The 21,066-nt window shown below is 54.5% G+C and carries 15 protein-coding genes; 12 read left to right on the top strand and 3 right to left on the bottom strand.

The window, feature by feature from the left end; all coding sequences use genetic code 11:
• Positions 1-126 precede the first annotated feature (126 nt).
• The gene (locus IGQ15_RS10180; protein ID WP_297051405.1) at positions 127-846 is read right to left on the bottom strand and encodes an SDR family oxidoreductase; all 720 of its coding nucleotides are present in this window, start codon (positions 844-846) and stop codon (positions 127-129) included.
• 163 nt (positions 847-1,009) lie between these two features.
• Between IGQ15_RS10180 and IGQ15_RS10175 the strand changes: the two genes are divergently transcribed.
• From IGQ15_RS10175 to miaE, 5 genes are all read left to right on the top strand, one after another.
• Positions 1,010-5,719, top strand: coding sequence for a translocation/assembly module TamB domain-containing protein (locus IGQ15_RS10175; protein ID WP_297051402.1), 4,710 nt, complete (start codon positions 1,010-1,012; stop codon positions 5,717-5,719).
• Between the two features lie 88 nt (positions 5,720-5,807).
• Entirely contained in the window at positions 5,808-8,090 is a 2,283-nt protein-coding gene (locus tag IGQ15_RS10170; protein ID WP_297051401.1) for a PAS domain S-box protein, read from the top strand.
• A gap of 9 nt (positions 8,091-8,099) precedes the next feature.
• Positions 8,100-8,777: a bifunctional demethylmenaquinone methyltransferase/2-methoxy-6-polyprenyl-1,4-benzoquinol methylase UbiE gene (ubiE, locus tag IGQ15_RS10165; protein WP_297051399.1), complete on the top strand. Its 678-nt coding sequence runs from the start codon at positions 8,100-8,102 to the stop codon at positions 8,775-8,777.
• A 175-nt stretch (positions 8,778-8,952) separates the two neighbouring features.
• A complete protein-coding gene (locus IGQ15_RS10160; RefSeq protein ID WP_297051397.1) occupies positions 8,953-9,444 on the top strand; it encodes a universal stress protein in 492 nt (163 codons plus the stop codon).
• A complete protein-coding gene (gene miaE, locus IGQ15_RS10155; protein ID WP_297051395.1) occupies positions 9,401-10,033 on the top strand; it encodes a tRNA isopentenyl-2-thiomethyl-A-37 hydroxylase MiaE in 633 nt (210 codons plus the stop codon). Before IGQ15_RS10160 ends, miaE begins: the two co-directional genes overlap by 44 nt.
• Positions 10,034-10,035: 2 nt before the next feature.
• Here the strand turns inward: miaE and IGQ15_RS10150 are convergent, their stop codons facing one another.
• Positions 10,036-10,695, bottom strand: a complete 660-nt coding sequence (locus IGQ15_RS10150) for a hypothetical protein (protein ID WP_297051394.1) — start codon at positions 10,693-10,695, stop codon at positions 10,036-10,038.
• Positions 10,696-10,890: 195 nt separating this feature from the next.
• Between IGQ15_RS10150 and rpe the strand changes: the two genes are divergently transcribed.
• Entirely contained in the window at positions 10,891-11,586 is a 696-nt protein-coding gene (gene rpe, locus IGQ15_RS10145; RefSeq protein ID WP_297051392.1) for a ribulose-phosphate 3-epimerase, read from the top strand.
• Here rpe and thiO read toward each other — a convergent pair.
• A complete protein-coding gene (thiO, locus tag IGQ15_RS10140; protein ID WP_297051411.1) occupies positions 11,583-12,689 on the bottom strand; it encodes a glycine oxidase ThiO in 1,107 nt (368 codons plus the stop codon). The genes rpe and thiO overlap by 4 nt on opposite strands.
• A 176-nt stretch (positions 12,690-12,865) precedes the next feature.
• Between thiO and IGQ15_RS10135 the strand changes: the two genes are divergently transcribed.
• The 6 genes from IGQ15_RS10135 (at position 12,866) to IGQ15_RS10110 (ending at position 20,974) form a co-directional block, all read left to right on the top strand.
• Positions 12,866-13,375 (top strand): TIGR02652 family protein, encoded by a 510-nt coding sequence (locus IGQ15_RS10135; protein ID WP_297051390.1) that lies wholly within the window; start codon positions 12,866-12,868, stop codon positions 13,373-13,375.
• Positions 13,375-14,364, top strand: coding sequence for a thiamine-phosphate kinase (gene thiL, locus IGQ15_RS10130; protein ID WP_363315843.1), 990 nt, complete (start codon positions 13,375-13,377; stop codon positions 14,362-14,364). Before IGQ15_RS10135 ends, thiL begins: the two co-directional genes overlap by 1 nt.
• Before the next feature lie 182 nt (positions 14,365-14,546).
• Positions 14,547-17,966 carry a phycobilisome rod-core linker polypeptide gene (locus IGQ15_RS10125; protein ID WP_297051388.1) on the top strand — a complete coding sequence of 1,140 codons (3,420 nt, stop codon included), beginning with the start codon at positions 14,547-14,549 and terminating at the stop codon, positions 17,964-17,966.
• 249 nt (positions 17,967-18,215) lie between these two features.
• Positions 18,216-18,959: a response regulator transcription factor RpaB gene (gene rpaB / locus IGQ15_RS10120; RefSeq protein ID WP_250683711.1), complete on the top strand. Its 744-nt coding sequence runs from the start codon at positions 18,216-18,218 to the stop codon at positions 18,957-18,959.
• A gap of 18 nt (positions 18,960-18,977) precedes the next feature.
• Positions 18,978-19,772: a hypothetical protein gene (locus IGQ15_RS10115; RefSeq protein WP_297051386.1), complete on the top strand. Its 795-nt coding sequence runs from the start codon at positions 18,978-18,980 to the stop codon at positions 19,770-19,772.
• Positions 19,773-19,777: 5 nt separating this feature from the next.
• Positions 19,778-20,974 (top strand): homocysteine biosynthesis protein, encoded by a 1,197-nt coding sequence (locus IGQ15_RS10110; protein ID WP_297051384.1) that lies wholly within the window; start codon positions 19,778-19,780, stop codon positions 20,972-20,974.
• The last annotated feature ends 92 nt before the right edge of the window (positions 20,975-21,066 follow it).

Raw genomic sequence — 21,066 nt, 5'->3', positions numbered from 1 at the left:
CTATAATATCAAACGTGGGCATAGCGGGACTCCGTGGTTAAGTTGTTAATTTAACACACAAAACCGGCTTAGCTTATCCCCTATGCCCCCGTATATGGAAAAGAACCCCGATCGCTACCCACAGGATTAGAAGAAGACGTGGCTATCAGGCATCAAGCTCAACTCAAGGGGAACCGCATGGGGATCCGTCTCTAGGGCAGCGCGGATGAAGCGGGCAGCGGTGGCGGGCCGCAGCAGTTTCTGGCGATCAATTTTGAGGCTGACAGCATCCCAAAAGGGCGTATCCACACCCCCAAAGTAGAAAAGACTAAAGCGAATACCATAGCGCTTGAGTTCTTCGGCCATACACTTGCTGAAGCCCACGACTCCAAATTTCGCGGCACAGTAGGCTGACCCCATCGCCATTGAATGTTTACCGAGGATGCCGACAACGGTGCAGATGTGTCCCTGCTGTTGCTCTTTCATGAGTTCAGCAGCTTGTTGGGTGGTGTAAAAGCAGCCCTTGAGGTTGAGATTTAACATCTGATCCAGTTCAGCCGCAGTAATTTTTTGATAGGGTTTGAGGAGGCCAGCCCCCGCCGCGTTGATCAATACATCGAGTTGTCCGTGCTCACTGCGGATGGCTTGCATCAATTCGCTTACTTGCTGCGGTTGGGTGATGTCACAGGGCTGAATTTGTACGGTTACTGAGGAGGGAAGCTGCGCTGCCAAAGCTTGCAGGCGATCGCTCGAGCGAGCCGCTAAGACCAACTTGGCACCCGTTTCTTGGAGTTGCTCAACAACTGCTTGACCAATGCCACCCGTGGCACCTACCACTAACACCACACGATCCGTTAAGGCACTCATTTTGTTACATTTCTTTACGTTCACCCTTTTATCCTAGCGTTTCTTGAATTTCCCAGAACCCGCCAATGGCTTAGGCGATCAAATTTAGAAAGACGCGCCTTTGTTCTGCGTATTAAGATTGAGCCGTTGGGCTTCTCGCCTAGGCGTGACGGAGTTGGGATGAATGACGCAGCAACCACAACCCCCCTCCACTCTTTGGTCTCGTCAGTGGGGATGGAGAATTATTGCCTTGGTGGTGCTAGGGGCGATCGCGGGTGGAACGCGGGCGTGGTGGTTCGTGCGCTATGAATTGGCTCCTGAAATTGCCCAACAACTACAACAGCGTTTCAATCGGCCAGTGGAAATTGGCGGCGTCGAGCACGTCGGGCTGAATGTTGTTCGTTTTGGCTCCTCAGCGGTTCCCAGCTACACGCCAGAAGAGGGTAGCCCAGAATTGGACAATGCCCTAATCAACGGCATTGAGGTCGCCTTTAATCCATGGCAGCTCTTGACAGGTCGAAAATTAGATCTCGACGTGACCCTCCACCAACCCCAACTCACGGTGGTTCAGGATGCCCAAGGGCGGTGGTGGCGCACGGAAGTTAAGCTGCCAGAGGAGGAGCCGAGCTTTTTTCAACTGAAGCAAATTAGGGTGAAGGTGCGCGATGCCTCTGTACTGATTCAACCCTTCCAGCGTCCTTCCTACCTGCTGCGCCAAATTCATGGCGGATTGACCCTGACGCTCGATCGCCAGAATTTTGCCCTCGAAGGTCAGGCGGAAGGACAACTGGCCGGGGGTGGCCAATGGCGATTGCAGGGGCACTGGAACCAACCCCAAGAAATGGGGCAACTGGATTTGCGCTTCAGCAAGATTCCCCTTGCGCTGGGGAATGAGATTCTGCCAGAGACAATTCGTGTCCAAGGCGGCCAACTGGAGGGACAGGTGCGGGTTCGTCTGTCCTTGCCCGAAACCCCTGAAGTCACGGGTCAAATTTGGTTGCGGGATGGTACTTTACGCACGGCCTTTGTGCCCCAAGACATCAAGGGATTACAAGCCCATGTGCAATTGCAGGCCAATCAGGCGAAGCTGCACTATTTGCGCGGGGCGATCGCCAATGTCCGCTGGCAGGCTCAAGGAACCGTCGGTCTCCAAAGCGGCTGGAACATTGAAGCGCAAGTACCGAAGTTTGATCTCGCCCCCACCTTAACGGCGTTGCAAATTACGCTACCTGTTCCCCTTCGGGGTCAAGTGGAAGTTCCAACGCTCCGCTTGCAGGGGGATCTGGAGAATCCCCAAGTCATGGGTGAACTGCGCAGCCCAACGCCGCTCCAAGTGGATCAACTGCAACTGCAACAAGTACGGCTACCGTTTATGGCGTCCCTTGATCAAGGGGTTAGGCTGATGGATGTCCGCGCCCAGTTGGTGGATGGGGGGGAGGTACAGGCAACGGTAGGGGTACAGCCCACGGGGGAGTTTCGCGGCCAAGCACAAGTGCAGCAGGTAAATCTTCAGGCGATCGCCCGCCGCTATGATGTGGCTCTGCCCGTGTCCCTAGGGGAGGGGTTTGCACAACTGGACTTTGGTGGCAATCTGCGTACCCCAGAGGCTTGGCAGGCCAATGTGGCCTTTCAACTGCCGACGGCTCAATATCCACTGCAGGGCACTGCCCGTCTGACGCAAACGCAACTGGTGATCCCTGAGTTTCAAATGCAATTTCTGGGGGGGAGTCTACGGGGTCAAGTGCAAGCTGCCGCCGGTCAGTGGCAGTTACAAGCTCAGGCCGAGAATATTCCCCTACGACAGTTGAATCAAGATTTACAAGGTCATCTCAGGGGGCAGGCGATCGCCCAAGGACCGGTGGATCAACTGACGCTACCAGCGATTCGAGCCAGTGCCAATCTTCAAGTGGATCAAACCCCCACGGGTGATCCGCTGATGGCAGTTGTGAACTGGGATGGTCAGCAATTGCAAGTCCAAGAAGCCACCCTCGGTCCGATCCGCGCCCAAGGCACTATTGGCGTTGATTTAGCGGCCTTGCAACCCACTGACATTCAACTGGGCATCCAAGCCAGAAATCTCCCCCTGAGCACCTTAAGCACCCTCTTGAAACCGAATCTCCCCGTTCCCCTCACCCTTGCAGGCACCACTTCCTTTCAAGGCCAACTCACAGGCCGCCTCGATAGGCTCCAGTTTCAGGGGACACTGCTCACCCAAGGATTGGCCGTGAATGATTTGCGTTTTGCCCCTCAACTCACGGGCACGGTCACCTTGGGCCAACAACAGGGGGCAACCCTCAATTTACAGGGGGGCGGCGATCACTTGGCGTTTCGTTTGGATACCGATGGCTTACCCCGCTCACTGCTGATTCAACGGCAACAGGCGAAACTGATGGGTCAGCGTCAAGGGGAGACCTTTGATCTGCGTCTCCAGCAGTTTCCTGTGGAATCCCTGCGGTTACGGCCCCCGGAACTCCCTAAGGATGCCATTCTCGCAGGAGTCGCCTCTGGCAATCTACAGTTGCAAAATTGGACAAGGGGGCAGGGCAGTTTTACTGTAGAGCAACTGGGGTTAGGGGCATGGCGGGGCGATCGCTTGCAAGCGCAATTTCGTCTGAGTCGCGATCGGCTGACGATTCAATCCGGCCTTTTTGCAAAAGGGGAAAGTCGCTATCAATTCACTGCCGATCTCCAGCCTCAGCAATTGGGGGCGCAGTTGACGATTGCCCAAGGGAATTTAGCCGATTTGGCGGGACTCGCCACTGTCCTCGGGATTGGTCAACCCACCGCTCGGGGCACTGCCGCAGATTTAGGCACGCCGACAGCAGGGCAAGGTCTGCAAGTCTCACTGCTAACACAAATTCGCCGCCTTGCCGAAATTGAGATGCTGCAAGCCCAAGCGGCTTTGGTGCGGCGGCCGGAGCTGCTGCCCCCCTTGGATCAACTTCAGGGCATTTTTAATGGCCAAATCAATCTGAGTCAAACCCCGCAGTCAGGTCTGGTGGCTAACTTCGATCTCAAGGGTACTAATTGGCAGTGGGGAAATTACCAAGTTGAGCAGTTTCTGAGCCGCGGTCGCTTTGCCCAAAATCAACTGGTGCTGACGACCCTCAATCTGCTCGTGAACGGTGGGCAATTAAACATCAATGGCATTCTTGGTGGTAACCGGCAAAATGCCCAACTGCGGCTAAAGCAACTTCCTGTGAGTCTTGTGGCAAGTCTTTTGCCGCCGGGGGTGGATGTGGAAGGTAAGGTGAATGCCCAAGCAGTATTGACTGGCTCATGGCAGCAGCCCATTCTCGCAGGTGAAGCTACCCTTGCGGAAGGTCGCTTGAATCAACGTCCCTTGGAGGCAGCGAATGCCGCATTCCGCTATGCCCAAAACCGTCTTGCCCTTCAGGCGATCGCCCGCTTGGATACGCCAGAACCGCTGATGCTGACAGGTTCGGTTCCCTTAATCTATCCCCTTGACCCGCGACCAGTGGTGGATCCGCAGTTAGCCCTAGATATCAGCCTCAAGGATGAGGGATTGTCCTTGATCAACCTCTTTACGGATCAGGTGCAATGGCAACAAGGAAAGGGACTTTTCCAAGCCCAACTGCGGGGCACATGGGAAGACCCCATTGTGAATGGCGTTCTTAGTGTGGATGATGCGGTGATTAAAACCCCCGCCTTTGAGGAACCGATGACCAATCTCAGTGCGCGCGTGCGCTTCGATCGCGATCGCCTGCGGGTGGATGGAATTCAAGGTCTCTTTAGCCAAGGGCAAATGACCATGGCAGGGGTGTTGCCAATTCAAGCTCCTTTGCCCCCAGATGATCCTGATGCTGCGACCCCCCTCACCGCTTCCCTGCGACGATTGCAAGTGAATGCCGGCAATATCTATCGCGGTACCGTAGATGGCACACTCGTGATCACAGGTACACTCCTGAGTCCCAATCTGGGGGGCAGTGTCCAACTCAGCCAAGGCCAATTGGATTTGGGCGCTATCAATGGTGTTGCCAATAACAATGGATTAGCCACGCCTGCTGACAGTCCCTTTAAACCCGTAGCTTTTGATAACTTGGCAATTAATCTCTCAGATTCCTTGCGGGTGACGCGATCGCCCGTTCTCAACTTAACGGCCACTGGCAGTTTAACCCTCAATGGGGGTCTCGATAGTCTCCAGCCTAACGGTAAAATTCGCCTCACGGGAGGGCAACTGAATCTGTTCACCACCCTCTTTTTGCTCCAGCGGCGAGCGGATAACTATGTGCTCTTTACCCCCGCCAATGGCTTGGATCCCGAACTCAACCTCACCCTTGCTGCCACTGCCACCGAAGTTTATACCCCCGGCACCGTGACGCGACTCTCCGATGTGGGTTCCGTAACGGACACCCGTTTAGGGACGCTGAATACCGTTCGCATTACTGCCCGCATTAATGGTCGTGCCAGTCAGTTCCAAACCAATTTGCCCGCAGTGCTTGAGCTATCCAGTACCCCTTCCCGCAGCACGACTGAACTCCTTGCCTTGATGGGCGGTGGCTCAATCGCAAATCTCAACCAAGTGGGGGGAGAAGTGGCGGTGGCTAGTCTTGCCGGATCGGCTCTTTTCAACAACCTGCAGGCATTGATTGATCAGGCCACGGGTAACCGCACTTCCTTTCGGATTTTTCCAGCCGTGGTGCCCCCCGATCGCCAAGCCCAAAGCCAAGCCCCAACCCTTGCCGTGGGGGCTGAACTGGGTTTTCAAGTGAACAGTTTTACCTCAGTCTCCCTCTTGCAGTTGCTAACCGCCCCCAATGATCCGACGCGGTTTAACCTTGGGTTTCAGGTAACAGAGCAGATTCGCCTTGGCGGACAGGTAAGCACCAGTGGTCAGGGCACAGGCTTTATTGAATTCCGTTACCGTTTTTAATGTCGTCTAAGATCAGTGTACTGCCAGCAACGCTCAAGCTTGGACGGTGACAATTGCGGCAGTTGCAGTAGCCTTGGTATCAATCTTGATGAAAAATTCCGCAAGAGCCTTATTTCAACAATTCTCGATCCCATGGCAGCGGTTAAGTCTGCGTTGGAAATTTACCTTAGCCTTAGCTCTTGCGGCGCTCTTTCCAGCCGTGATCATTACTGAAGCGCTCATTCAGGTCAGCTACCGGAGCTTTGAGCATCAGCTCGGTCAGCAACTGCGCGCTAGTTTGAAGGATTTGCAGTGGGAAATCGACAACTTGACCTATGAGGCTCGCATCCAAGCTCTCTTAATTCACAGTGGGATGCAGTCACAACATGTGGGTCAATCCCTTGTCACAGTTCTAAATCCCGCCACTATCCAAGAGATTCTTAGGGAAGTGGACACAACTGAACGCCCCATGAACCTGATGCTGGTGACCGATGCGAGGGGTAAGGTACTGGCACAGCAAACAATGGTCTTGGCCAAAGCGGGGGAGGCACTCCTCGACTTAACCCCCGAAACCCATTCCTATTATCGTCTCAGCCCACATCAAGCCAGCAGTATTGCTCACTTACCGATGTTTCCAGTGGCTCGCGATCGCCAGCAAATGATTAGCGGTCTGGTGCTCCTCAATCGTGAACAGTTACAAGAACTGGGCTTAGCCCCGCAAGCCAAGATCATGTTGCGTCCTCAACCCATCGCAACTCTACCCCCCCAGCAGCGGCCAGCCCCTGCAGGTACCTATCCCATTGAGGAGGGCAATATTGGCCTATTGGCCTTCGCTGCAAAACCCCTCTATGAAAATAACCAGTTTTTGGGTCTGATCCTGACGGGCGTTTTGCTCAACAATATGCCTGATGTTGTGGATAGCACCACGGAATGGTCTGTGGTTGATACAGTAGCGACGATTTTTGCGCAAGATTTGCGCATTGCCACCAATGTCCCCTATACAGATGGTCAGACTCGTGCCCTTGGTACCCGCGCGGCTCGCGAAGTGGCAACTCAAGTTCTGAATCAAGGCAAAAGGTTTGTCGGCACAACCAATATTGTCGGCGCTCCCTACACAAGCATTTACAGCCCCTTACAGGACTTTCGCCAGCAGCTCGATCTGCCGCATCCACCGCCCATTGGTATCGCCTTTGTGGGGAAGTCCCAAGCGTGGATTGATACTATGGCCACCCAGAAACGGTTGGTGGCTTTCACCATCACCCTTGGCGCCCTGTTGTTGGCCAGTGCTTGGGCCTATCTCACGGCCAATGCCATTGTCAAACCCATTCAATCCTTGGCGACTTCAACCCGCCGCGTGCAGGCAGGGGATTTGACGACACTGGTTCAGGTGCACTCCCTTGATGAGGTGGGGGAACTGGCGAATTCCTTTAATGCCATGATACGCCAGTTGCGTATCTCCTTTGAGGAGTTAGCCCAAAAAAATCACTCCCTTGAGCAGATTCGCGATGAACTGATTGAGGCCAATGAACAGTTTGAGGCAGTCCTCAATGCTGTACCTGGTACGATCTCGTGGATTAATGCCGAGGGCATCTATAAGGGGGTGAATCGCAAGTTGGCAGAAACCTTGAATCTGCCGCCAGAGGCTTTTATTGGGCGTCCCTTGGGCTTCCTGCGTGACGATGGGGAGCTGACAGCCTTTATGCAGGCATTTGTTGATTCTCCTGAACAGTTTGCCTCACGGGTGATCTCTGTTAAGCGCGATGGTCAAACCATGTTTTATCTTGTGGCCTTACAGAAGTATATGCAGGGTACCCATACGGTTGCGGTCGGCATTGATATTAGCGATCGCATTCGTGCCGAGGAAGCACTGCGCATTGCTGAGGAAAACTACCGTAGTATCTTTGAGAATGCCCTTGAGGGGATTTTTCAAGCCTCAACCGACAATCGGTTTATTCGGGTCAATGCCGCTATGGCCCAGATTTTTGGCTTTGACTCTCCTGAAGAAATGGTGGAGACCGTCGCCAGTATTCCGGACCAAATCTATGTGGTACCCAGCACCCGCGATGAGATTCTGACTCATTTTGCGACTGGCGCAGCAACGGGGCATTTTGAATTCAAGGCCTATCGGCGCGATCGCCAGATCATTTGGATTGAGTTGAATATGCGAGCCGTCTTGGATACCGACGGCAAGATTTCCTACTATGAAGGATTAGTGCAAGACATTACTGAGCGTAAACAGCGTGAGCAAGCGATGCAGCAGCAAATCGAAAAGCTAAGGGTAGAAATTGATCACGAAAAACGGCGGCAGCAGGTTGCAGAAATTACCGAAACGGAGTACTTTCAGCAGTTGCGCCGTGAGGCGAAGTATTTGCGTCAGCGTCGCCAGCGCTAAGGCTAAACCATGACTGATATCCAAGCCCTGTTTGAGCGCATTGCCCCCCTCTACGATCGCCTCAATGATCAACTGAGCTTTGGCCTTCACCATGTCTGGAAACAGATGGCCGTGGACTGGCTCCAACTCCCCGCAGGGGCAACGGCTTTGGATCTCTGCTGTGGCACAGGCGATTTGACTTGTATGCTGGCGCGGCGGGTGGGGCGGCAGGGGTGGGTGGTGGGGTTAGACTTTGCTGCGGCACCGCTGGCGATCGCCCGCCAACGCAGTGACCATTATCCCCAAATTGAATGGCTCCAAGGAGATGCTTTAGCAGTACCCTTTGGGGATCAAACATTTCAGGGCATCACGATCGGCTACGGGCTGCGCAATGTGGCAGATATTCCCCAAGCCCTCAAGGAAATGTTTCGGCTGCTTGTCCCCGCTGGGCGGGCAGTAATTCTCGACTTTAGCCATCCCCAAACGCCAGCACTCCAGCAATTTCAGCAATGGTACCTGCAACAGTGGGTAGTGCCTACCGCACGTCAGTATGGTTTGGCAGCAGAGTATGACTATTTGTGGCCGAGCATTCAGGCCTTTCCCACCCCCCCTACCCTCCGGGAACTGATTCAACAAGCGGGCTTTGAAAGCGTGAAACACTACCCTCTGCTGGGGGGACTCATGGCAATTACGGTTGCCCAAAAGTAATCTACGTTACAAATATTAGGCTTCACTCCTTTGGCCATCCTCTAAGCTATAAGTACAGTCTTATACGGTTGAGGAGACCTGATCAGCTTTTAGGAAGGGGGGCAAGTAGCTCTCAGTTATAGGCAATGGCTGTAAAAAAGGCTGTAGGCGAACCACAGGGCGTTTGGAGGGCAGTATGTATAAAAAAATTCTCGTCGCAGTTGACGACAGTGAACTGGGAGAACACGTGTTTGAAAGCGCGCTGGATTTGGCACAGCGCTACCAAGCCCGCATGATGCTGATTCATGTCCTCTCGCCCACGAATGAATCCTATCCTGACCCGATCTTTGCCACCCCCTTGGCGTCGGGAGTCTATGTGGGACTCCACGAGGAAGTGATGCGTGCCTATGCGGAGCAGTGGGAAAACTTTGAGCAAAAAGGCTTGGATATGCTGCGTAACCTCACCCAAATTGCCACTGAAAAGGGGGTGCCCACAGAATTTACCCAAGCCTTGGGGGATGCGGGTCGTGCCATTTGTGATCTGGCCAAAGATTGGGAAAGTGATTTGATTGTGCTGGGGCGGCGGGGTCTCAAGGGCTTGAGTGAATTTTTCCTCGGTAGTGTCAGCAACTATGTGCTCCACAATGCCCACTGTTCTGTGCTCACCATCCAGCGCCGCCGTGATTGAGATACCCGTTCGCATTAAGTTTCTTGTGCAACCTACCCGTCCTGAGTGGGTAGAGCAAGCGATCGCTCACCTAGATACGATTTTGCTCGATCACTCCCACTGTGAGCGCAAAGCGGCTGGTGTAGCTATCAATCTCATGTTTCGCTATCCTTCCCACAAGCCCTTAGTGGATGCCCTCACCGATATTGCCCAAGAGGAACTCGATCACTTTCGCCAAGTCAATCAGCAACTCGAGCGCCGCCACATTGCCCTTGCGCCCCTAAGTGCGCCCCCCTACGCTTCCCGCTTGAATGCCGCTGTCCGCCAGGGGGAACCCCAGCGCTTCTTGGATACCCTATTGGTTTGCGCGTTGATTGAAGCCCGCAGTCACGAACGGTTGCAACTGTTGGCTCAGCACTGCCCAGATCGGGAGCTAGCGGAGTTCTTTGCTAGCTTAGTAACCTCTGAGGCACGCCACTATGGCACCTATTGGTATCTAGCCTATGAGTCCTTTGGCCCAGCGGTGGTGGCAGAGCGATTGCAGCAGTTGGCTGCCCTTGAAAGTCAAATTCTCAGCACGCCCTACCCCTTGCCTCGGATTCACAGTTAGCCCTAGATTGCTGGTGGCGTTGCCCCTTGGGCAGTAGTGGGCTGACTAACCGTGAGGCGCACGGTTTGGCCAAATTGCTCCAAAACCACTGCGGGTGTGGTGTCATAGGCATCAATCCCACGAACAAGCACATTGCCGGCGATCGTATCCCCCACCTGCACAGTACGGGTGACATTCTCTTTGGGTGAGCGAATAATTGCTTGGAGACGACCATTCACCGCAGCCACACCAAAAACTTTCACAGCTTGGGCGTCAACGGGTGGGGGCGGTGGCGGGGGGGGTGTCGGTCGGCTGGCGGTACCACGATTGTCCACTCTTCCAGAAGCGCCCTTGCCCCCTCCTTCAACTGTGGGACCATTTTCCCTGCCGCCATTCTCAACACTACCCGTGTCTAGTAGCGGAACAGGCTCAAAAGGATTCGGGCGACCCGTATTCGAGAGTCCCTCAATGTAGGTTTTGGGGTTGGTGGGTGGGGTTAAGGCGGCAACTGCAGATCCAGCAGCGCTGGGTTCGGTGGGTTCAGGTGTCGTCGGAGCTGATGTGGGGGGAGCAATGGGTTGATCCGTTATTTCTGTTTCAGTGACCATGAAGCCACAGCTACTGATTGCTGAGGCCAGCAACCCGGCTACAATGGTGATCATCTTGGTGCGTTGCTTGAACATTTGGTGTCTCACCCTTGGATGATGGTCTGGTGGTGCAGACGTGCTCTCTGTTGCCTACTATAAAATGTACCGTTGGCTGGCAGTGGCTATGCATAGGCAGTTGCTAAAGTGGTCTTTGCAGCGCAGAGTTGCTGTGGGGGCGATCGCTCGGTACACTGAGAACAACTGTAACGTTATTTACGGAATCAATCGGTCATGAGTGCTAAGCCCGTCGTGATTGCTCCCTCTATTCTCTCTGCGGACTTCAGTCGTTTGGGTGAAGAGATCCAAGCGGTGGATCGGGCGGGAGCCGACTGGATTCATGTGGACGTGATGGATGGTCGTTTTGTTCCCAATATCACGATTGGGCCATTGATTGTTGAGGCAATTCGCCCCTTGACCCAAAAGCCCCTCGATGTGCACTTAATGATTGTCGAGCCAGAAAAATACGTGGCCGATTTTGCCAAGGCGGGGGCGGATATTATCTCTGTCCATGCTGAACACAATGCCTCGCCTCACCTGCATCGCACCCTCTGTCAAATCCGCGAACTGGGCAAACAGGCGGGGGTAGTACTCAATCCCTCTAGCCCTCTTGAACTCATTGAGTACGTCCTTGATATCTGCGACCTCGTCTTGATTATGAGTGTCAACCCCGGCTTTGGTGGTCAGAAGTTTATTCCAGCAGTGCTGCCAAAAATTCGGCGACTCCGGCAACTGTGCGACGAGCGCGGCCTAGACCCATGGATTGAGGTGGATGGTGGTCTCAAGGTAGATAACACGTGGCAAGTCCTCGAAGCGGGCGCTAATGCCATTGTGGCCGGTTCAGCCGTCTTTAATGCCCCCGACTACGCCGCCGCGATCGCCGGTATCCGCAATAGCAAACGCCCCAGCCCTGAGTTGGTCACTGCCTAGGCACTGGTTGCTGACGGAGCTTGAAATCGCTGCCACGAAAAGGCTTTCAGGTGGCGATCGCCCGTCTGGTGCAGGATCAAGTTGGCCATCAGCTTGGCTGTAATCGGGGCAAGCAAAATGCCATTACGGTAATGCCCCGTTGCCAAGTAAAGATTGGCCGCTGGCCCTTCTCCCAAAATCGGTAAATCGTCGGGGGTAGCTGGACGATAGCCCCACCACGTATCAATGACCTCGTAACTGGCCAATTCTGGAATAATGGCGGTGGCACGATTCAGGAGTGCTTGCAGGCCAGCAACCGTGGTTCCCTCTTGAAAACCGACATCCTCGCTGGTGGCGCCCACCACCACGTTGCCAGAGCGACGCGGTACGAGATAGAGTTGATCGCCAAAGATCACATGGTTTAACAGGGGTTGCCCCGCTGGTTTGAGTGCCAACATTTGTCCCTTGCGGGGGGTGACGGGTAGGGGAAGGAGGCTTTGTGCCCATGCCCCTGTGGCCAGAATGTAAATCCCTGCAGACCAACGCCCGCGATCGCTCTCTAGCGCTGTAATCTCCCCTTGGGGGGTTTGCTGAAACCGCTGGACACCAATGCCCTCAATCACTTCGATTCCTAGAATGCGAGCGGCACTCACCAAGACCTTGGCCAAGTTGCGCGTATTCACCTGACCATCTTGGGGAAACCACCAGGCTCCTAGCACGCTCGTCGCAAAGCCCGGTTGATAGTTCATCAGCTCAGACGCATCGAGCCAGCGGCTGTCGGGTTCCATGGGGTGGGAGCGATCGCGCTGCCGCTCATCGGTCACCGGTGCCAAAATGCCACAGGGCCAGTAGCCCGCATCCATGCCCGTAAGTTGCTCAAGCTTATCAATCCAACTGGGATAGAGATTGCGGCTCGCCGTACACAAGTTCCACAGGGCACCTGCTGGCAAACCTTCTGCTTGGGGAGCTAACATTCCCGCTGCGGCATGGAGTGCTGCTTCCCGAAACTGGCGGCTGAGAACGGTGGGTCGTGCCCCCCGCAATGCCAATTCGATGGCGATCGCCAGCCCCATGGTGCCGCCACCAATAATCAAAATGTCCCGCTGTTCATCCCCAAGGATCATTCTTGACACTTCAATCCCAATTTACACATTTCTTTATCTTGGCATCTGCCACCCCTTAAGGGTAGCCCAAACCACCCACTTGAGGGGGAACGGCGCCTTGTTTTCCGCTCCTGAAGTCCACTCGCTATAATAGGGGCGATCGCGGTGGATTTGCTGCCGCTGTGTGGTAATTGTCCATGATCTCATCCGGCTCTCACTACCCGATCTTTGGTCCTGAAATTCGTTGTCCCCACTGTCGGCAAGTCATTCCCGCCCTGACCCTCACCGATACGTACCTGTGCCCGCGCCACGGTCCTTTTGAAGCGGATGCCAAAACCGGGGAATTGATTCACCTGCAATCCGGTCGTATTTGGCGCCTCTGGGAAGGCGAATGGTATCGCCAGCACACCCACGCCGACGGGATTCGCTTTGAAATTCACGATGCCCTTGATCGCCTCTACACCCAAGGCTACCGTGCCACCAAAGTCATTATTGCCGAGCGCTATCGCGATCTCTTTTGTTCTTACCTCGAACGCAGCACCCCTTGGCGAGGCCCCACGGATCCCCAAATGCTGCGCTTGTTTGGTTTGCCCGTTGAGTTTAGCCCCCCCGCTAGCCAAGAGGAGCGCTGGGATGTGATTAATTTTGATCTCGAAAAAGAACCCGGCGCCCCCATTCGCCCCCCCTATTTTCGGATGTTTGACTAGTGATGCTCACCCTCGCCGACTGTGGCGAACTGGAATTGATTGCCCGCCTGCGCCCCTATTGCCACAGGGAACTGATTGGCGATGATGCAGCGGTTCTGTCGCTACCCCTTGGAGAGCAACTCGTTGTCAGTACCGATGTGCTGGTTGAGGGGGTGCACTTTAGTTTAGGCATGACTGATACCCCAGTAACGATGACGCCGGTGGATGTGGGCTGGCGATCGCTGGCTGCCAATTTATCCGATCTTGCGGCCATGGGGGCATTGCCCTTGGGGTTAACGGTGGGTCTCGCGGCACCTCGCAACTGTCCTGTGGCAACGATTGAGGGCATTTACCAAGGGATGGCTACCTGTGCTCAAGCCTACGGCACCAGTATTGTCGGTGGCGATACCTGTCGCTCTAGCGTTCTCAGTCTCAGCATCACGGTCTTGGGCAGTGCGCCGCCAGAGCGGATTATTTATCGCGATCGCGCCCGGGTGGGGGATGTCATTGTCGTGACGGGTGTTCATGGTGCCTCTCGCGCTGGTCTCGAGTGCCTTTTGTATCCCCAGTGGGCCAGCACCGTGCCCGCAGAACTGCGGCAAACATGGATCCAAGCCCATCAACGTCCCCAACCGCGATTGGATATTGTCCAATGGCTGCGTCAACAGGTGCCCCCGCCACGCCTAGCCGGCATGGATAGTAGTGATGGTCTCGCTGCTGCTGTTTTGCAACTCTGTCAAGCCAGTGGCGTGGGTGCAGTTCTCTGGGCAGAGCAGATTCCGATGGTGAGCTATGGCGATCGCCCCCAAGCGTTGAACTGGGCACTCTATGGCGGTGAAGATTTTGAACTGGTGTTGTGCCTTGCCCCAGACTTGGCTCAAGATCTCTGTAGGGCAGCGGGTGACCAAGCCGCTATTGTCGGGGAAATTATTCCTGAAAAGAGGGTGCAACTCAAGCTCAATGGTGAATTGCTGCCCCTGCAGCCCGATCAACTCTTTCAGCACTTTTAAGCGATCGGTTGTGGTCGGGCGCAGCCGTCAAGGAATATTACAAAAATTCATAAAGCTGGGGGGCGATCGCCGACAAATCCCCATAAATTTATACATTTCTTAAAAAAATGCTGAGCTACCCCCGAATCGTTCTAATCTAAGTTAGCGCGTTAACTAAAAGTAAAGGGAGCCTCTTAGTAACCATGGTTGTCAAAGCAAGTGGTGGAAGCTCGGTTGCCCGCCCGCAACTTTATCAAACAGTCCCCGTTTCAACGATTATTCAAGCCGAACAGCAGGATCGCTTCCTGAATCGCGGTGAACTGGATGAACTCGCTGTTTACCTGCGCTCCGGGGCAAAACGCCTTGAAATTGCCACCACCCTCACCCGCAACGCCGACATCATTGTTTCCCGTGCTGCCAACCGCATCTTTGTCGGTGGTTCCCCCATGGCCTTCCTCTCCCGTCCCCAAACTGAAGAAGCCCCCCAATTCACTACTGGGGCCAGGGGCGAAGCTATTGACCTCAAAGAAGCCATGAAGCTGGGAATCGCAACCTATGTGGACACCCGTGGTGGATTTCTAGAGGGCTTGCGCTCCGTCTTTAGTGCCTCCGGTGGCGGTGCACCCGTGGGCTTCAAACCAATCAACATTGCCCGCTATGGCCCTGCTCGCATGGAAAAATCCCTGCGCGACTTGGATTGGTTCCTGCGCTATACCACCTACGCCATTGTGGCTGGGGATCCCAACATTCTGGCGGTGAATACGCGCGGCTTGCGGGAAATCATTGAGGCTGCTTGCTCCACCGATGCTACCATTGCTGCCCTACAGGAAATGCGGCGCGCGGCTCTCAGCTACTTTGAAAAAGACGCCGAAGCCAAGGGCATTGTGGACACCTACTTTGAAGTCTTGATCAACGAATTTATTGCCCCTGCCCCCTCCGATAAAGTGCGGCAGCGCAACTCTACCGATCTCCAAGGTCTGCAACTACCCCAAATTTACTTCAATGCCGCCGAGCGCCGTCCCAAATTTGTGATGAAGCCGGGGTTATCCGCTGCCGAGAAAAACGAAGTGGTCAAAGCCGCCTATCGGCAAATCTTTGAACGCGACATCTCCCGTGCCTACGGCTTGGGCATCTCTGACCTGGAATCTAAGGTGAAAAATGGCTCCATCTCCATGAAGGAGTTCATTCGCCAACTGGCCAAGTCGCCCCTCTATCGCAAAAACTTCTACGAACCCTATATCAACAGCCGTGCCCTAGAACTGGCCTTCCGCCATATTTTGGGTCGTGGGCCGTCGAGCCGCGAGGAAGTGCAAACCTACTTTGCCATTATTTCCAAAGGTGGTCTTCCTGCCTTGGTGGATGCCCTTGTGGATTCCAAGGAATACAGCGACTACTTTGGTGAAGAGACGGTGCCCTATCTGCGGGGTTTGGGTCAAGAGGCTCAAGAGTGCCGCAACTGGGGTGCCCAACAGGATCTCTTCAAGTACAGTGCTCCCTTCCGCAAAGTCCCGCAATTCATCACCACCTTTGCCGCTCAGGATCAGCCGCTGCCGGATCAACACCCCTACGGTGCCGGCAACGATCCCTTGGAAATTCAGTTTGGTGCCATCTTCCCCAAAGAGAAGAAAAACCCCAGTGCTCGCCCCCAACCCTTCAACAAAGACACCCGCCGCATTCTCATTACACGCGGGCCAGGGATCAACAATCAGGTGAGCAATCCCGCAGCGCGTGGGGTCGCCCCCGGCAGCCTAGGGCCAAAAGTCTTCAAACTGGATCAGCTTCCCAGCATCAATGCCCGCATTGGCAAACGCTTGATCGCCACGGGCGGCGATAGTGTTAAATTTGCTGAAAGTTCGACCCAGCGGGTGATTCGTGCCGCTTATCTGCAAGTCTTTGGCCGCGATGTCTATGAAGGGCAGCGCCAAAAGGTGGCCGAGATCAAACTGGAAAATGGTGAAATCTCTGTCCGTGAATTTGTGCGGATTTTGGCCAAATCGAACCTCTTCCGCAGCCTCTACTGGACACCGCTGTACGTCACGAAGGCGATTGAATATATTCACCGTCGCCTCTTGGGTCGTCCCACCTATGGTCGCCAAGAGATGAATGCCTACTTCGACATTGCCTCGAAGAAAGGTCTCTATGGCTTGGTGGATGCCATCATTGACAGCCAAGAGTATAGCGAAGCCTTTGGCGAGGACACAGTTCCCTACGAGCGCTACATTACGCCCCAAGGTCTGGCTCTGCGATCCCTCCGCACTGGCACGATTGGTGAAACTGGCGTACCCCCTGAAAAAGAAGAAACGCCTCGCTTTGTCGAACTGGGGGCAGTGACCGAACTGCGAACCGAGCCAGCAATTCAGTTCCGTGCCAATCAAGGGGTGAGCAAGCGCCGCGACCAAACCAAGGTCTTCAAGCTCACGGATCTCAATGACAGGCAAAATCTACAACTGGTGATTCAGGCGGCCTATCGCCAAATCTTTGAGCGGGATGTTGCCCCCTACATTGTCCGCGATGAATTTACCGCCCTTGAATCGAAGCTCAGCAACGGCGAGATCACCCTTAAGGAGTTCATCGAGGCCTTGGGTTGCTCGGAACTCTATCAGAAGGAGTTCTACACCCCTTACCCCAACACCAAAGTCATCGAACTGGGCACCAAGCACTTCTTGGGTCGGGCGCCCCTTGATCAAGCGGAAATTCGTCGCTACAACCAAATTCTTGCCACCCAAGGCTTAAAGGCCTTTGTCCAAGCCCTCGTCAGTAGTGCTGAATATGCTGAAGCCTTTGGCGAGGATACGGTGCCCTATCGTCGCTTCCCCACCTTGCCGGCGGCCAACTTCCCCAACACCGAGAAATTGCACAATCAACTCACGAAGCAAAGTGATGCGATTGTCGTGCCTAGCTTCGCACCGGTGAAACCTCGCCTCGATAACACGAAGCTGCCGCTCCTCAGTCGGGCGATCGCCGAGCAAGAGGCCAAAGCGCGTCAAGCGGATCCCAGCAAACCTCGCTTTATCGAATTGGGACGCTCCTTCCGCAATGGCGATGGTCAATCGGTGGAAGTGGGGGTCGGTACCACCCGTCGCCGTCCTGCTCGCATTTTCCGCATGACCGTGGGTGCCCCTAGTGCTGAGGTGGAACTGGTGATCAATGCCATCTACTGCCAAGTGATGGATGTCTTCAGTGGCCAAGTGCCCAGCCAGTTCCGCCGCCCTGATCTCGAGAGCCGCCTGCGCAACGGTGAAATTACCGTCCGCGAGTTTGTGCGTACACTGGCCAGCTCGGAGATCTATCGCAACCGCTTCTACACCCCCTATCCCAACACCAAGGTGATTGAATTCCTCTTCCGTCACCTCCTCGGTCGCGCTCCGGCCACCCAAGCGGAAATTCGCCAATACAACAAAATCTTGGCGGATCAAGGCCTCAAGGCTGCTGTCGAAACGATGGTGAATAGCCCTGAGTACAGCCGCTACTTTGGCGAAGATGTCGTGCCCTACAAACGCTTCCCCACGCTGCCAGCGGGCAACTACATTGGCAGTGTCAAGGCCGATGCCGACTTGGTGAAGCAATCTTGGTCGAGTCTCTCGCCCTCATTGGTGGGGATTCAGCCAAGCCACCGCGACTAGGAAACGCTGCGACTAACCACTTGTGAATCAATACACTAGCGGATGCTCTTGCAGGGGTGTCCGTTTTTTTGTTGGGTAAGACCACGTTAAAATATGTTAAAGATTTTCAAGTCTGAAAGACCCGCAAAATCCCGTCCTAGTCAGGGCTGGGAGTCTTTCTATAGCCAGTAAAAAAATGATAGAGTACAAAAAATTCACATTTTAATTTCTATCCATTACTGTCCTCATTGAGTAGGAGTGTCCGTTACTTTGGAGAGCCACAAAGAAAAGATACTCGTTGTTGATGATGAAGCGAGTATTCGCCGGATTTTAGAAACTCGGCTGTCAATGATTGGCTATACCGTCGTCACTGCCGCCGATGGCGAGGAAGCCCTGACCACATTTCGGCAGGAGCAGCCAGATTTAGTAGTGCTTGACGTGATGATGCCCAAACTAGATGGCTATGGCGTCTGTCAAGAACTGCGCAAGGAATCCGATGTCCCTATCATTATGCTCACTGCCCTTGGCGATGTCGCCGATCGCATTACGGGGCTGGAACTGGGCGCCGATGATTATGTGGTCAAGCCCTTTTCCCCCAAGGAGTTGGAAGCCCGCATTCGCTCGGTGCTGCGACGCATTGAGAAAACCAGCACCTCTGGCATTCCTAGCTCTGGGGTGATTCAGGTGGGTAATATCCGCATTGATACCAACAAGCGCCAAGTCTATAAGGGGGATGAGCGCATTCGCCTCACGGGCATGGAATTTATGCTCTTGGAATTGCTGGTGGGTCGCTCGGGGGAACCCTTCTCACGCGGAGAAATTCTTGAGCAGGTGTGGGGTTACACGCCAGAACGCCATGTGGATACGCGGGTGGTGGATGTCCACATTTCCCGCTTGCGGGCTAAGCTAGAGGAAGACCCCAGTAATCCAGAATTAATTTTGACAGCACGGGGAACGGGGTATCTCTTTCAACGGATTACTGAACCGGGAGAAGCAAGCAACAAAAATCCCTAACTGGCTTGAGGGTGAGCCATGAATAGACGGCGCTGGTCAGAGGTTGTGGGGCTGGGTCTGACGGCTGTGGCCTTGGGGATTGTTGCCTTTATGCAGCAGGATGCCCTGCGTCAGTTACAGGCTCAAACGGCAGAACAATTCACCGATGCCGAATATGAGCGCCAGAATGCCCAAACGATTACTCAAATGCGGCTTTTGGCAAATCTCCCTTCCTTTGGTTTTGACAATTTAGTTGCCGATTGGGCATTTTTGCAATTTCTGCAGTTTTTTGGTGATTCCGCTGCCCGCCAAGTCACGGGTTACGAGGACGTACCTGCTTTCTTTGAGGTGATTATCGCTAAAGACCCCTGCTTTGCTCAAACCTATCCCTATCTCTCAACGGCAATTACGGTGTATGCAGGACAGCCGCAAACTTCTGTGGCCTTGATGGATCGGGGTCTGGCGGCGATGGATCCCGCCTATCAACCGACGGCCTACTTGGCATGGGTATTTCGGGCGATGGATGAATTGCTCTTTTTGGGCAAGGGGCGAGCGGCAGCAGAGTCCTACGATCGCGCGGCGACTTGGGCAGAAATGAATCCAGATCCCCAAGTCCGCGCCGCAGCAGAGTATTATCGCTCGTTGGCACAAACCCTACGGCGGGATCCCGATAGTCGGATGGCACAGATCAATGCGTGGATTTGGGCACTGGTCAATGCGGTCAGCGATCGCTCGCGGCAAACGGCGATAGAGAATATTGAACGCCTTGGGGGCAAAGTCTCACGGCTCCCCGATGGCAGTTGGCAAATTCGCCATCCTGAGGATCTGCGGTAACGCCTGTGGAACGCACGATTGCCGAAATTAATGAAAAGATTAGAGCGGGCAAGGCCACGGTTTGGACATTGGCAGAACTCAAAGCCCGCCTTGAAAGCCTGAGCATTGCTGAGGCCGCCCGCCAAGTGGATGTGGTGACAACGGGTACCTTTGAGCCCATGGAGTCCTCGGGGGCGATCATTAACTTAGGACCTACGGATCCGCCGATTAAACTGCGGCAGTGCTGGCTCGATGGCATTCCCGCCTACAGTGGTTTTGGTGCGGTCGATCTGTACTTGGGGGCAGCCCAATCCCTTGACCCCAATTCTGAAGCGGGCGAAGCCGACAGTCTGCGGGAGCGAGGGGGTGGCCATGTCATTGCCGATTTGATTGCGGGTAAAGCCATTCCCCTACGGGCAGTGGGCTATGTCACGGATTGTTATCCCCGCGCCAGTTTAGAAACTGTGATCAGCAAACAGACCATCAATCAGTTCTATCTCTACAACCCCCGCAATCTTTATCAAAATTTTATTGTTGGTGTGAATGGTGGCGATCGCCCGCTTTATACCTACCTTGGTCCCCTGCAACCGCAACTGGGGAACGCCGTCTATGCCTGTGGCGGTGCCCTCTCGCCTCTACTGAATGATCCCTACTTGCGACTGGTGGGGATTGGCACGCGCATTTTCCTCGGCGGCGGCATTGGTTATGTGGCGTGGGAAGGCACCCAACACTTCCCCTTGCAAAAACGGTTGGCCAACGACACCCCCATTGGTCCAGCGGCCACCCTTGCCCTGATTGGTGATGCCAAACAGATGGATCCCTTTTGGGTGCGCGGTTGCTATTTCAAGCACTATGGGGCATCCCTGATGTTGGGGGTGGGGGTTCCGCTGCCGGTGTTGGATCAAGAGGTCATTGCCCGCTGTGCCATTCGCGATGAAGAAGTGGTGGCGCCGGTTATTGACTTTTCAATTCCCCGCCGCGTGCGTCCTACCTTCGGCATGGTCAACTATGCCCAACTCAAGTCGGGCAAAATCAAGATTGAAGGCAAAACTGTGCAAACCGCTCCCCTGACAAGTCTTTACTTTGGTCAGCGCATTGCCGAAGTCCTCAAAGACTGGATCCACAGTGGTCGTTTTACCCTCACAGAACCCATTGCCCCCCTGCCGCGCGATCGCGCCTTTTTGCCGCAACAACCTTGGATGCCTGCTGCCAGTGATGATTAATGACTTTTGGCGGGTGGCAGCCCTCCTTTCGCTACAATGACCAATAGTTCAACCACCTTGGCCCTGGGAATTCTCCCGTCCCCAACCTAGTG

It is taken from the genome of Thermosynechococcus sp. M98_K2018_005 (genome assembly GCF_015295825.1).
Lineage (GTDB): Bacteria > Cyanobacteriota > Cyanobacteriia > Thermosynechococcales > Thermosynechococcaceae > Thermosynechococcus.
Note: the sequence above shows the minus strand (reverse complement) of the source record. Positions and strands in the feature narration are given on the sequence as shown.

Coding starts and splice junctions, on each gene's coding strand:
- IGQ15_RS10150 (WP_297051394.1), bottom strand. CDS start 10,695: ATGTTCAAGCAACGCACCAAGATGATCACCATTGTAGCCGGGTTGCTG.
- rpe (WP_297051392.1), top strand. CDS start 10,891: ATGAGTGCTAAGCCCGTCGTGATTGCTCCCTCTATTCTCTCTGCGGAC.
- IGQ15_RS10125 (WP_297051388.1), top strand. CDS start 14,547: ATGGTTGTCAAAGCAAGTGGTGGAAGCTCGGTTGCCCGCCCGCAACTT.
- IGQ15_RS10115 (WP_297051386.1), top strand. CDS start 18,978: ATGAATAGACGGCGCTGGTCAGAGGTTGTGGGGCTGGGTCTGACGGCT.
- miaE (WP_297051395.1), top strand. CDS start 9,401: ATGCCCACTGTTCTGTGCTCACCATCCAGCGCCGCCGTGATTGAGATA.
- IGQ15_RS10135 (WP_297051390.1), top strand. CDS start 12,866: ATGATCTCATCCGGCTCTCACTACCCGATCTTTGGTCCTGAAATTCGT.
- IGQ15_RS10180 (WP_297051405.1), bottom strand. CDS start 846: ATGAGTGCCTTAACGGATCGTGTGGTGTTAGTGGTAGGTGCCACGGGT.
- IGQ15_RS10170 (WP_297051401.1), top strand. CDS start 5,808: ATGAAAAATTCCGCAAGAGCCTTATTTCAACAATTCTCGATCCCATGG.
- ubiE (WP_297051399.1), top strand. CDS start 8,100: ATGACTGATATCCAAGCCCTGTTTGAGCGCATTGCCCCCCTCTACGAT.
- IGQ15_RS10160 (WP_297051397.1), top strand. CDS start 8,953: ATGTATAAAAAAATTCTCGTCGCAGTTGACGACAGTGAACTGGGAGAA.
- thiO (WP_297051411.1), bottom strand. CDS start 12,689: ATGATCCTTGGGGATGAACAGCGGGACATTTTGATTATTGGTGGCGGC.
- IGQ15_RS10175 (WP_297051402.1), top strand. CDS start 1,010: ATGACGCAGCAACCACAACCCCCCTCCACTCTTTGGTCTCGTCAGTGG.